This is a genomic window from Qipengyuania flavescens, from assembly GCF_029688735.1.
GTDB lineage: Bacteria > Pseudomonadota > Alphaproteobacteria > Sphingomonadales > Sphingomonadaceae > Qipengyuania.
The window spans coordinates 553,902-566,726 of record NZ_JARULD010000001.1 but is presented as its reverse complement, the minus strand read 5'-3'; the positions used below and the strand labels follow the sequence as shown (position 1 = coordinate 566,726).

Below are 12,825 nucleotides of genomic sequence, written 5' to 3'. Positions count from 1 at the left end.
ACGGAAAGGACGGCAGCCATGTCCGTCGATAAGGCCACCGTGGCGAAAATCGCCTCGCTGGCGCGCATCAAAATGGGTGACGAAGAGCTCGAGCGCATGGTGCCCGAGCTCAACAACATCCTCGAATGGGTCGAACAGCTGGGCGAGGTCGATGTGTCCGGTGTCGAGCCGATGACTGCAGTGATCGAAAACCACCTGCGCCTGCGCGATGACGTGGTCGATGCCGACCCCAAAACCGCCGGCGGTCGCCGCGAAGATGTGCTCGCCAACGCACCCGCGGCCGAACACGGCTTCTTCGGTGTGCCCAAGGTGATCGAATAATGACCGACCTTACGAACCTTGGCGTCAAGGACATCCGCGACGGCGTCGATTCCGGCGAGTTTACCGCGCGCGAAGTGGCGGAAGCGTTCAACGCTGCCGTCGCCGAAGCCGCCAGTCTCAACGCCTTCATCGTCACCACGCCCGATCATGCGCTCGCCGCTGCCGACGCAGTCGATGCGAAGCGCGCCAAGGGCGATGACCTCGGCAAAATGGGCGGCGTGCCGATCGGGATGAAGGACCTGTTCGCCACCAAAGGCGTGCAGACCACCGCCGCCAGCCACATCCTCGAAGGCTTCAACCCGCAGTACGAAAGCACCGTGTCCCAGAACCTGTGGGATGCGGGCGCGGGCATGCTGGGCAAGCTCAATCTCGACCAGTTCGCGATGGGCTCGTCGAACGAGACCAGCTATTTCGGCAACGTCAATTCGCCGTGGCGCAAAGCGGGCAGCAATGCCGCGATGAGCCCCGGCGGCTCTTCGGGCGGTTCGTCCTCCGCAGTCGCCGCGCGCATCGCGCCTGCCGCCACCGGCACCGACACCGGCGGATCGATTCGCCAGCCCGCCGCCTTCACCGGCATTTGCGGCATCAAGCCGACCTATGGCCGCTGCAGCCGCTGGGGCGTCGTCGCCTTTGCCAGCAGCCTCGATCAGGCCGGCCCGATGGCGCACACCGTCGAGGATTGCGCGATTATGCTGGAGGCGATGGCCGGGTTCGATCCGAAGGACGCGACAAGCCTGAAGATGGACGTGCCCGCATGGGAAGCGGGCCTCTCCGCCGACCTCAAGGGCAAGCGCATCGGTATTCCAAAAGAATACCGCATGGATGGCACCGACGAGGAAATCCTCAAGTCGTGGGAGCAGGGCAAGGAATGGCTGCGCGATGCAGGCGCGGAGATCGTCGACGTCTCGCTGCCGCACACCAAATACGCGCTGCCCGCTTATTACATCGTCGCTCCGGCAGAAGCCTCGAGCAATCTCGCGCGCTATGACGGCGTGCGCTATGGCCTGCGCGACCTGCCCGACGGTGCGGGCCTGCAGGACATGTACGCCGCCACCCGCGCCGAAGGGTTCGGCGACGAGGTCAAGCGCCGCATCCTCATCGGCACCTATGTGCTTTCGGCCGGCTTCTATGACGCCTATTACAATCAGGCGCAGAAGGTCCGCACGCTGGTGAGCCGCGACTTTGCCGAGGCTTTCGCGCAATGCGACGCGATCCTCGCGCCGACCACGCCGACCGCTTCATTTCCTTTGGGTTCGCTCAACGACGACCCGCTGACGATGTATCTCAACGACGTTTTCGCCGTCCCCGCATCGCTCGCCGGCCTGCCTGCGATGAGCGTGCCCGCGACGGTGAACGCGGACGGCCTGCCGCTCGGCCTGCAGATCGTCGGCAAGCCCTTCGACGAGCAGGGCGTCCTGAACGCAGGGCTCGCGATCCAGCAACGCGCCAGGTTCGACGCGAAGCCGGAGAAGTGGTGGTGACACTGTTCGGTGAGAGTTCTGACGACCGGCGCGATAGGTTGCTGGGTATTGCGGGGCTGACAGCCGGCATCCACGGCCTCCGAATTCTTGCAGAGCGCGGGCTTGCTTCCTCGGTTGATATACAAACTTCGGTCGATGGCGTTCGTGCGGTGCTGGAAATGCTCCCGGAAGGCTCACTAGAGCAAGGGCAGTTTGATCGTCTCGAGAAAATGTTCGACCAAATGATCTCGATTGCCCGCACACGTTTCGAGGAAACAGAATGAGCACTTACCGCATCCAGGGCGCGACGGGCGAGTGGGAGGTCGTGATCGGCCTCGAGGTCCATGCGCAGGTCACGTCCAAAGCCAAGCTGTTCAGCGGCGCCTCGACCGCCTTCGGGGCGGAGCCGAACACGCAGGTCAGCCTCGTCGACGCGGCGATGCCCGGCATGCTGCCCGTGCCGAACGCCGAGTGCATCCGTCAGGCGGTGCGCACCGGCATGGCGATCGAGGCGCAAATCAACAAATACAGCCGGTTCGACCGCAAGAACTACTTCTACGCCGACCTGCCGCAGGGCTACCAGATCAGCCAGCTCTATCACCCCATCGTGGGCGAGGGGCAGTTGCTGATCGAGGCGGACGAAAAGGCCGGCATCGCCGAGGACAAGGTCATCGGCATCGAGCGCATCCATGTCGAGCAGGACGCGGGCAAGCTGATGCACGACCAGCATCCGACCATGTCCTATGTCGACCTCAACCGCAGCGGCGTGGCGCTGATGGAGATCGTCTCCAAGCCCGACATGCGCTCGCCCGCCGAGGCGGGGGCCTATGTGCGCAAGCTGCGTTCGATCCTGCGCTATGTCGGCTCGTGCGACGGGAACATGGAAGAAGGTTCGATGCGCGCCGATGTCAATGTCAGCGTGCGCAAGCCGGGCGAGGAATTCGGCACCAGGACCGAGACGAAGAACGTGAACTCCGTGCGCTTCGTCATGCAGGTCATCGAATACGAGGCGAATCGCCAGGTCGATGTGCTGGAAAATGGTGGGACGGTCGATCAGGAAACGCGCCTGTTCGATCCGAACACCGGCACCACGCGGACCATGCGCAGCAAGGAAGACGCACACGATTACCGCTACTTCCCCGACCCCGACCTGCTGCCGCTGGAGCTGGAGGACGCGTTTCTCGAGGAATGCCGCGCTTCGCTGCCCGAGCTGCCCGATGCCAAGCGCCAGCGGTACGAGAGCGAGCTCGGCCTCACACCCTATAATGCGCGCGAGCTGACCGCCGAGGTCGAGACCTTCGGCCGGTTCGAAACGCTGCTCGCTGCGACTGCCGCGAAGATCGGCAAGCCGGAAGCCAAGGTTGCTACGCAGGTCGCCAACTGGGCGCTTTCGGTCGCACCCGGCGTCATGAAATCGCTCGGGGACGAGGCCGACCCTTCGAATGCCACCGCCGAAGCGCAGGCGAGCATCCTCGCCATGCAGGACAAGGGCGAGATTTCGGGCGGGCAGGCCAAGGAGATCTACGAGATCGTCCTCAAGACCGGTCGCGACCCCGAGGAAGTCGCCGAAACCGAAGGCTTGAAGCAGGTCAGCGACACCGGTGCGATCGAAGCCGCGATCGACCAGATCATCGCAAACAACGCCGACAAGGTCGAAGAATACCGCGGCGGCAAGGACAAGCTGTTCGGCTTCTTCGTCGGCCAGACGATGAAGGCGATGCAGGGCAAGGCCAACCCTGCGGTGGTCAATCAGATCCTGAAGGACAAGCTAGGCTGATGCAGCTGGCGCTAACCCCGGCCGGCCGTTCGCTGGTTATCACGGGGGCAGCGCTGTTCATGGCAGGCATCCTGCAAGGCGCTGCGGTGGACCTGCACGCCAACCCGCGGATGGCCCTGTCCGCGCACCTCGATGCCGTGCAAAGCGGAATGGCGGTGATGATCGCGGGCGCGCTCTGGAGCACGGCCAAACTCGGCCAACGGATTGAGCAGATTGCGCGCTGGACCCTTGCGATCGGTATGGTCGGCCTGTGGGTCGGCATAACGCTTGCAGCATTGAACGGTGCCAGCCAGGTGCTGCCGATGGCCGGCGCAGGTCATGACGGTTCGGCTCTGGCCGAAAACGTCGTCACACTCGCTGTCATGGGATCGAGCGGTCTCCTGACGATCGGTTGGGCGCTCTTCCTGTGGGGCCTGTTCCAGGCGCGATGACCTCCATCGTCCTTGTCCAGCCCGAAATACCCGGCAACACCGGCGCGGTAGGGCGGACCTGCGTGGCGCTGGATATGGAACTGGTGCTTATCCACCCGCTCGGGTTCGAGATTTCGGACAAAAGGGTCAAGCGCTCCGGCCTCGACTACTGGCCGCATATCCGGCTGGTCGAGTTTGCCAGCTGGGAGGCCTTCATCGCGGAGCGGGCACCGCGCGCCGACCAGCTCTATCTGTTCGAGGAATATGCGGAGCGCAGCTTTTACGAACCGGATTACCCGGCAGATGCCTATCTCGTCTTCGGGCGCGAGACGAAGGGCATCCCGCCGGAAATCATCGAGGCCCATCGCGAGCAGCTCGTCGGCCTGCCGATGCGCTCGAACAAGGTGCGCTCGCTCAACCTCGCCAACACGGTGGCTGCGGCGGCCTACCAGGCAGTGCGAGCACATATCTGACGCAAAGAAAAAGGGCGCCGGGATCGCTCCCGACGCCCTGCCAATTCTCGCTGAAGAACAGCTTAGCCCTGGCGTTCGCCCGTGATCGGCATGTCGCCGAAAGCGCCGGCGTTGACGGTACCGGTCAGCTGGTCGCCATCGACGGTGGCGTTGCAGTTCAGCGTCATCGGCATGGGGACGGTCATGTCCATCTTCCAGCTCAGCGCGTTGCCGTTGATGGTGCCGTCCTTGACGTCCATCGAGCCCATTCCGCCGGCCATCGAGCCGGTGAAGGTGTTGCCATCGTCACCGGGGACGACGGTGAAGGTGCCTTTCTGGTCGCCCATCGGGCTCTTGACGACGGTGTCATACGTACCGGCTACGGACATGGTAATTCCTCTCTGCAAAATTGAGGGTTTGAAGTGGCACCTTAATCCGCGTTGCTGACATCAGTGTCAACATCGAGATAGGTCGTCGGCAGGCCGAGCTTTTCGAGCTGCGCGTCGATCTCGCTCCGGTCGCCGACCACCACGATGGTGAGGTCGTCGGGGCCGAGATACTGCCGGGCCGCCGCATCGATCGCGGTCTTGTCGATCGCGCGATAGGTGGCGGGCAGGGTGGTGTAGTAATCGTCCGGCCGGCCGAGCCGGTCGTTTTCCACGATGGCGCCGAGCACCTGGTAATTGGTCTCGAAGCGGTTCGGGAGGCCGCGGATATTGCCGTCGGTCACGCGAGTGAACTCGGTATCGTCGACCGTGCGGGTGCCTTCGGCGAATTCGCGCGCGGTATCGAGGATGAGCTGGACGGAGTCGCCCGTACGGTCGGACTGGACCGAAGTGCTGACCGTGAAGGTGCGCGGACCTGCCGGGGCATCGACGCCGCTACGTGCGCCGTAGCTCCAACCCTTTTCCTCGCGAATGATCATGTTGAGGCGGCTGAGGAAGCCGTTGCCGAGCACTTCATTGGCGAGGTCGAGCGATTCCAGGCCCGGCGTTGCCCCGGCGAGCGGCAGGACGCGGCCGGCATAGATGACCGATTGCGGCGAATTGGGCCGGTCGATGACCACGAGGCGGGTGCCGTCCACGCGCGCCGAATCGGTGAACACCTTCTCGGGCGCGGCGGCCCCGCTTGCCTGCCAGTCGCCGAAAGCGCCCTCCAATTGGCGGGTAAGCTCGGGCATGGTGATGTCGCCGACAACGAAAATCTCGGCATTGTCGGGCCGGATCCATTTGCCGTGCTCGGCGCGTAGGGTCGCCGGGCCGATGGCCTCGACCACCGGCGCGGTGCCGAGGCTGCCGACGGTGCCATAGGGATGATTTTCGCCGAAGATCAGCGGGCGCAGCGTGCGGCTGGCCAGCCCGCCGGGGGAGGACAGCTGCTGCGCGATCTCGGCCAAGCGCTGGTCGCGCACACGCTCCACCTCGGTCTGCGCGAAAGCGGGATTGCGCACGATGTCGGCCATCAGCTCCAGCGACGGCGTGAGGTTGGTCGCGAGCGCATTCATCGTCACCGAACTGGTGTCGAGCGAGCTGCCGGTGCCGATCGAAGCGCCGAGGCGCTCCTGCTCCTCGGCGATCTCGACGGCGCTGCGGCTGGTCGTGCCTTCTTCCAGCAAGTCCATCATCAACGACTGCGTGCCCGCCCGGGCCGCACCATCGGCGGAATAGCCGGCATCGAACTGCATCGAAATGACGACCTTGGGCACGGCGGTACGGCGCGCCAGGGCGACCGAGATGCCGTTCGACAGTTCGGCACGTTCGACGGTCGGGAAAGTCAGCGGGCCGACGTCTTGCGGCGTCGGCATTTCGCGCGGCGGGCCGGTACGGGTGATCTCGATCGGCTCCTTGGCGTCCGGCTCAGGTGCGGACGTGGTTGCCTCGTCGCCCCAGCCGCCCATATCCGCACCGCTCTCGACGCGTTCGCCGGGCACGATGGCAAGCTTGTAGGCTGGGCGACTAAGCCAGCGACCGAGCGCCTCGCGCACCTCGCCGCTTTCGAGCGAGGCCGCGCGTTCCAGTGCTGTGCGGTAATAGGCCGGATCGTCGGAATAGAGCAGCCCTTCGGCCAGCGTCGAGCCCTTGCCGCCGAAGCCGCCAACGCGTTCCAGCGCGTCGATCTCGCTCGATACCCAGCTGGTGGCCGCGCGGTCCATCTCGGCTGGCGTCGGCCCGCTGGCGAGATATTCGGCCATGACGGCGTCGAGCCGAGCTTCCGCCTGTGCGCGGTCGACGCCCGGCTTGATGTCCATTTGCGCCATCAGGATGCCGACCTGCTCGGACTGCCAGTTATAGGCACTGACGCTGGTGGCGAGCTGTTCGTCGCGGACCAGCACATTGTCGAGCCGCGAGCTGGCAAGGCCGCCGAGGATGTTCATACCGATCGACAGTGGCACGGCGTCAATGTGATTGATGCCCGGGCCGGTCCAGGCGCGATAGACGCGGGTCTGCGGCACCTGGTCGACCAGCTCGCGGGTCTTCTCCGCCGCCAGCGTGACCGGCGCGGCCTGCACCGGCGTGACTTCCGGCCCGCGCTCGATATCGCCGAACCAGCGCTCCACCATCGGGCGCGCGGTCGCAGCATCGATATCGCCGGTCAGCGAGAGGACGACGTTGTTCGGCGCGTAATTGTCGATGAACCAGTTGCGCACATCGGTGAGGCTCGCCGCGTCGAGATCGGCCATCGAGCCGATGGTCGAATGGCGATAGGGATGGCCGACGGGAAACAGCCCCTCAAGGATGGTATAGAACGTCAGGCCATAGGGCTGGTTGTCGCCCTGCCGCTTCTCGTTCTGAACCACGCCGCGCTGCTTATCGAGCTTCTCCTGGCTGATTGCGCCGAGGAGGTAGCCCATGCGGTCGCTTTCCATCATCAGCGCGAGGTCGAGCGCACCGGTGGGAACGGTTTCCACGTAATTGGTCCGGTCGAAATTGGTCGAGCCATTGGTGCTGGTCGAGCCTGCGGCCTCCAGCGGAATGTCGAAATTCTCCACGTTCTCGCTGCCGCCGAACATCAGGTGCTCGAACAGGTGCGCAAAGCCGGTGCGGCCGCGCGGTTCGTGCTTCGATCCGACGCGGTAATAGGTCGTCACACCCACGATCGGCGCCTTGCGGTCGGTATGAACGAGGACGGTGAGGCCATTGTCCAGCGTGAACTGCTCGTAGGGAATGTCGACCTTGTCGACGAGGCTGGCGAGCGAGCCGTCGGTGGCGGGCGGAGTGACTGCCGTTGCCATCGGCTCGCCGGGCACGCTGGCGCATCCGGCAAGAGCGAAGGTGGCAATTCCGGTGAGCAGGATATGGCGCATGGTCGAGTTCCTGTTAGCGAGTTCGGTTTGATGAAACGGTATAGCGGCGCACGGCGTTGGCAAGCACATCCTCGCGCCAGAAGTGCACCGGCTTCAAGCGGTGCTGGATGAACAGCGTAGCCTGATCGGCGTAATGCGGGGAATCGGGCCGCGTGGTCGCAGAACCGAAGGGCTGGATCGAGCGCGATTTGACCCGCTCGCCCGGCATCCATTCGACCCACTGGATGAAGCTGTCGCCGTGGCGCACGGACAGGCGGCCATCGTCGTCGATATCCCACAGCGTCGAAGCACGCAGCGTGTCCGAACCTCCATCGAGCGGGAGGTCGACCTCGCCCTGCCGCAAGCGGAGCAGTTCGCCCATCGGCGGGTCGAGCCTCCCGAAATGAGTCAGCAGGTGGTCGACCGAGCGTTGCAGTTCCTCCTCCGCGTCGGGCCACGGTTCGTTGTTGTAGCTCGACCCCATGAAGGGCCGGATCATCAGCAGCGCAAGGCTGTCCGCGCGGCCGATATTGTCGGCTTTCAGGTCCCAATCGGCGAGCAGGCGCTGGGCGGCGAGCAACTGCTCGTCATCGGTACGGATTGCCGCGACGTCTTTCAGCATTTGCCCCACATAGCCGGTGTCCTCGTAGCCGGTGTCGTATTTGATCCGCTCCAGCGCGGCGCGATCGAGCACATCCGCTTCGGCCATCAGTTTCGCCCCACGCGTCCCGCGATTGGTGTTCTTGGTCTCGATGCCGAGTTCGGGCGGGAAGTCCTCGGGCGAGAGATTGCTGCCGGGGCCTGCGTCGAGGAACGGGTTGTTGTTTGCCTCGACCAGCCAGCCGCTGGCCGGATTCACATACCGGGGCAATTGCTCGTAGCTGACCGGGCCGCGCGTGATCAGGTCGCTGCGATCGCCGGGCAGGATGCCGCGCCAGTCGATCCGCTCGCCATCCACGGTCGCGGGCCGGGCCGGGATCGCGGCATTGTAGATATTGGCGATATTCCCCGCCTTGTCGGCATAGATGAAGTTTGTCGAAGGGATGTCCATCCGTGCAAGGATGCCCTGCCATTCGTCGAGCGAGCTCGCCTTGTTGAGCCGGTAGTAGGCGTCGAGCTGGCCGAGATTGCCCATCCCGCCATAGCGGATGGCGAAGGCGCCCTTGTCGTTCTTCACCACCGGACCGTGTACGCTGCGCCAGATATTACGCCGGATCGGCAGGACGATCGGCCCGACGCGAACCGGCAGCGTCACCGCGCGCTTTTCGAGGTCGCGCCACTCGCCGTCGAGGCGATAGCGTGTGCCGCTGTCGTCCAGCACCAGTTGGTAGATATCGACCATGTCGGGCGTGTTGACCGTGTTGGTCCAGCCCAGATCGGCATTGTGGCCGAGGAAGGGGTAGGGGCTGCCGGGGAAATTCGCCCCGGCGAAATGCCAGCCTTCGCCGCTCTCGACCACCAGCTCGTACCACGCGACGCCGCCGCGCCAGGGCTGGTGCGAGTTGGAGATCAGCGTCGTCGGCCCGCCGGACTTCTCGGGCGTGACGGCAAACGCGTTGGAGCCGCTCATCGCCGCTTCCTCGCGCGAGGGCAGGGCGAGCGGGCGGGTGTAGGCGAGAGGTTCGGAGCGCGTGCCGTCCATGATCGGCGGTGCATCGCTTGCGAAGTCGTCCATCGGGATCGCCGGCCCCTGCTCGCGCCGCAGCGGCTCGCCTTCGACCAGCGGGCCGATGACATTGCCGAGACCGAAGAAGAACGGCTGGCGCAGCGCGAAACCTGCGGCGACGTCCACGCCGTCGACCGGGAAGAGATTACCGAGCTTCACTTCGCCCGGGTGCGCTGCCGCATAGTCGTTCAGACCCGCAGCGTAGGCTTCGAACAGCGCGCGCGTATCCTCCGGCAGTTCGGGAAAGCGCTGCTCGGCAGTGCCGCGTGCGTCGAGCAGGTGGTAGGCATAGTCGAAGGCCGCACCGTCCTGCCCGGCGATCGCGCCATAGCGCCCCCGGCTCATCGCGATCACATCCTGCAGGGTGGCGAAATCGTCCTCCGAATGGGCGACGGCCACGCCATAGGCAACGTCGGCATCCCGCTCGCCATAAATGTGGGGCACGCCGAATTCGTCGCGCACGATTTCGGCAGTGTAAGTGCCGTTAGAGGGACGGACATCGTCCCGCTCAGCCCAGAAGGGCTCCCACGTCGCCAGCGCCACGAAAACGACGAGCAACAGGACGAGCAGCGCGAACCCGCCGCGCGCGAACCATTTACGCATTAAGACAATTCCTCTCTTGGCTAGTGGCCTAGCGAGAAAGGCGGGCAGTGCAAAGAGGCCGCATTGGGCTGGGCAAAACCCGCCGTGCGCTATTTCGTTAACGGGATTCGGCTCGCTAGCCAGAGTATGTGAGCACGCAGATCACCATCGGCCATGACGCCACCGGCAAACCGGTCGAGTTCGATGTCGAGGAACTGCTAGCCACGCGCCTGCTGGTCCAGGGCAATTCGGGCAGCGGCAAGTCGCACTTGCTCCGCCGCCTCCTGGAGGAAAGTGCCGGCATGGTCCAGCAGGTGGTGATCGATCCTGAAGGCGATTTCCCTTCGCTGGCCGAGGAATTCGGCCATGTAGTGATCGACGGCGCGGCCTATTCGCCGGGCGAGATCGAGGCGCTCGCCCGCCGCATCCGCGAACACCGGGCCAGCGTTGTGCTCGATCTCGACGGGCTGGAGGTGGAACAACAGATCCGCTGTGCCGCGCAATTCCTTATCGCCCTGTTCGATGCTCCGCGCGAGCACTGGTACCCGGCGCTGGTCGTCGTGGACGAGGCGCAGATGTTCGCCCCCTCGGCTGCGGGCGAGATGGCGGAGGACACGCGGCGCATGACGCTGTCGGCCATGACCAACCTCATGTGCCGCGGGCGCAAGCGCGGGCTGGCGGGCATCGTCGCGACGCAGCGGCTGGCGAAGCTCGCCAAGAACGTCGCCGCCGAAGCGTCGAACTTCCTGATGGGGCGCACCTTTCTCGACATCGATATGGTGCGCGCTGCCGACCTGCTTGGCATGGAGCGGCGGCAGGCGGAGCGTATTCGCGAGCTGGAGCGCGGGCACTTCCTCGCGCTCGGTCCGGCCATCACGCGGCTTCCCTTGGCCTGCAAGATCGGCCCTGTGAAGACCGGCCATCAGGCGCGCGCGGAAGGTTTAATGGCGCTACCCGATACCGCGCCTGCCGACATGGAAGCGCTGCTGACACGCGACCTTGCCGGAGATGTCGCCAAGGCGGCACCGGCTCCGCCGCCGCCCGCACCGCGGGTCGAGGACGTCGAGCAGAGTATCGCGCGAGCGGAAGAGCGTCAGGTTGCGCCGCCCGCCGAACCGCGCGACACATCCGCCGTGGCGGAGCAGCTCGAGGCGATTATCCATGCAATGGCGAACGAAGATGGCGTCGCCTTCCAGTCCGCCAGCGCGCAATACCAGACCTTCCTCACCCGCTGCCGGCGCGAACGGATCATCGGTCCGATGCCCGACATGCGCGCCTTCCGCCGCCGCTTCGCCATGGCGGGCGCTGGTCTTGACGAGTTGCCGGAAGAGACGGCCGCGCGCATCATGGAACTGGCCGAGGCGGTCGAGGAAGATTTGCTCGCACCCTTCCTGGTGATCGCTCGCGCCGCTCATGCGGGCGAAACGCAGGTCGACGAGGAGGCGCTTGCCCGTGCCTATGGCACCAGTTCGCCCGGACGCATCCGCCGCCTGCTCGACCACCTCGAGCGGCAGGGCCTCGTTGTCGTGCGCGAGGACTTCGGGGGGGATCGCACGGTGATGGTGCCCGGGTTAGGCGATCTAGCGACTGCCGCCGAATAGCTGCCGTCCGGCGAGATCGAGCATGATCTCTTCGCTGCCCCCGCCGATCGCATTGACGCGCACCTCGCGGTAAATCCGCTCCACCTTGCTGCCGGTGATGTAGCTTGCCCCGCCAAGGACCTGCGCCGCCTCGCGGGCGACGGATTCGAGCATGCGCGTCGCCTGTACTTTCAGCATGGCGAAATCGGCCGGGCGGTCGCGCCCCTCGCGCACCTGCCATGCGCACAGGTCTACCCATGCCTGCGTCGCCTCGATTTGCCGTTCCATATCGGCCAGCTTGATGCGGATCGACTGGTGGCCGACCAGCGGCTTGCCGAAGGTCTCGCGGTTCTGCGCCCAATCCGCTGCCTCTGCCATCGCGACGCGGGCAAAGGCACAGCAGCCCATCGCCATTCCGAGCCGCTCGCTGTTGAAATTGCGCATGATGCCGATGAAGCCGCCATTTTCCGGACCGATGAGGTTCTCGGCCGGTACGCGCACATCGCTGAAATGGATCGCGGCCGTATCCGAACAGCGCCAGCCCATCTTGTCGAGCCGGGTGCGCTCAACCCCTTCGCTGTCCATCTCGATCAGCAGCAGCGAGATACCGCCGGCGCCCGGCCCGCCGGTGCGCACCGCGCAGGTCAGCCAGTCGGCCCGCATGCCGGAAGTGATGAACATCTTGCCGCCATTGACAACGTAATCGTCGCCGTCGCGCACGGCAGTGGTCGAAAGATTGGCGACATCCGATCCGCCGCCTGCTTCGGTAATGCCGAGGGCGATGATCTTCTCCCCCGCAAGGACCGGCGGAGCGACCCGCTGCTTCAGTTCGTCCGATCCTAGAGCGAGGACGGGAGGAAGCCCGATGCCGTGCGTCATCAGCGAAGCGCCAAGCCCGCCGGCCCCCACGGCTGCCAGTTCCTCCGTCACGACGAGGCCGTGGAAGATGTCGAACCCTTCCTCGTGCCCGCCATACTTCTCCGGATAACGCAGCCCCAGGATGCCCGCTTCGGCGGCTTTACGGTGCAATTCGCGTGGCAACTCGCCCTCGGCCTCCCACCTGTCGATCTGCGGCGCGATCTCGCGGGTGACGAAGCGCCGCACGCTTTGCGCGAGCGCGTCGTGGGTTTCGTCATAGAAGGGGGAGCGGGCGCGCCAGTCGTCGAATGCTGTCATGGCCACAAGAGTTGCGCGGAGCACGCCTCCGGTCAATCGCGAAGAAAAATTCGCGCGCCCTCTCGCCAAGCGCGGGCGCACCCCTATATCCGACTAACACACCTCGTACAATTTGTGG

At 65.1% G+C, this 12,825-nt stretch carries 11 protein-coding genes; 7 read left to right on the top strand and 4 right to left on the bottom strand.

All coding sequences use genetic code 11. The annotated features are described in order from the left end of the window. The first annotated feature begins 18 nt into the window (after positions 1-18). From gatC to P8R33_RS02775, 6 genes are read left to right on the top strand one after another with little or no spacing between them, the layout of a single operon-like run. Entirely contained in the window at positions 19-321 is a 303-nt protein-coding gene (gene gatC, locus P8R33_RS02800) for an Asp-tRNA(Asn)/Glu-tRNA(Gln) amidotransferase subunit GatC (protein WP_278327468.1), read from the top strand. Then, positions 321-1,802 (top strand): Asp-tRNA(Asn)/Glu-tRNA(Gln) amidotransferase subunit GatA, encoded by a 1,482-nt coding sequence (gene gatA, locus P8R33_RS02795; RefSeq protein ID WP_278327467.1) that lies wholly within the window; start codon positions 321-323, stop codon positions 1,800-1,802. The genes gatC and gatA overlap by 1 nt, the downstream gene beginning before the upstream one ends. Then, positions 1,799-2,065 (top strand): hypothetical protein, encoded by a 267-nt coding sequence (locus P8R33_RS02790; protein ID WP_278327466.1) that lies wholly within the window; start codon positions 1,799-1,801, stop codon positions 2,063-2,065. Before gatA ends, P8R33_RS02790 begins: the two co-directional genes overlap by 4 nt. Next, on the top strand, positions 2,062-3,558 hold the full coding sequence (gene gatB / locus P8R33_RS02785) for an Asp-tRNA(Asn)/Glu-tRNA(Gln) amidotransferase subunit GatB (RefSeq protein WP_278327465.1): 1,497 nt from the start codon (positions 2,062-2,064) through the stop codon (positions 3,556-3,558). Before P8R33_RS02790 ends, gatB begins: the two co-directional genes overlap by 4 nt. After that, the gene (locus P8R33_RS02780; RefSeq protein ID WP_278327464.1) at positions 3,558-3,989 is read left to right on the top strand and encodes a styrene oxide isomerase; all 432 of its coding nucleotides are present in this window, start codon (positions 3,558-3,560) and stop codon (positions 3,987-3,989) included. The genes gatB and P8R33_RS02780 overlap by 1 nt, the downstream gene beginning before the upstream one ends. Beyond that, entirely contained in the window at positions 3,986-4,441 is a 456-nt protein-coding gene (locus P8R33_RS02775) for a tRNA (cytidine(34)-2'-O)-methyltransferase (RefSeq protein WP_278327463.1), read from the top strand. The genes P8R33_RS02780 and P8R33_RS02775 overlap by 4 nt, the downstream gene beginning before the upstream one ends. Positions 4,442-4,503: 62 nt before the next feature. Here P8R33_RS02775 and P8R33_RS02770 read toward each other — a convergent pair whose 3' ends face one another. From P8R33_RS02770 to P8R33_RS02760, 3 genes are read right to left on the bottom strand one after another with little or no spacing between them, the layout of a single operon-like run. Next, the gene (locus P8R33_RS02770; protein ID WP_278327462.1) at positions 4,504-4,809 is read right to left on the bottom strand and encodes a hypothetical protein; all 306 of its coding nucleotides are present in this window, start codon (positions 4,807-4,809) and stop codon (positions 4,504-4,506) included. Between the two features lie 41 nt (positions 4,810-4,850). Beyond that, positions 4,851-7,724, bottom strand: coding sequence for a M16 family metallopeptidase (locus tag P8R33_RS02765; protein WP_278327461.1), 2,874 nt, complete (start codon positions 7,722-7,724; stop codon positions 4,851-4,853). 13 nt (positions 7,725-7,737) lie between these two features. Next, on the bottom strand, positions 7,738-9,972 hold the full coding sequence (locus P8R33_RS02760) for an acylase (RefSeq protein ID WP_278327460.1): 2,235 nt from the start codon (positions 9,970-9,972) through the stop codon (positions 7,738-7,740). Between the two features lie 128 nt (positions 9,973-10,100). Between P8R33_RS02760 and P8R33_RS02755 the strand changes: the two genes are divergently transcribed. Next, positions 10,101-11,552 carry an ATP-binding protein gene (locus P8R33_RS02755; RefSeq protein ID WP_278327459.1) on the top strand — a complete coding sequence of 484 codons (1,452 nt, stop codon included), beginning with the start codon at positions 10,101-10,103 and terminating at the stop codon, positions 11,550-11,552. Here the strand turns inward: P8R33_RS02755 and P8R33_RS02750 are convergent. Continuing rightward, positions 11,532-12,707 (bottom strand): acyl-CoA dehydrogenase family protein, encoded by a 1,176-nt coding sequence (locus P8R33_RS02750; RefSeq protein ID WP_278327458.1) that lies wholly within the window; start codon positions 12,705-12,707, stop codon positions 11,532-11,534. The two genes, P8R33_RS02755 and P8R33_RS02750, sit on opposite strands and share 21 nt — an antisense overlap. Positions 12,708-12,825: the final 118 nt, after the last annotated feature.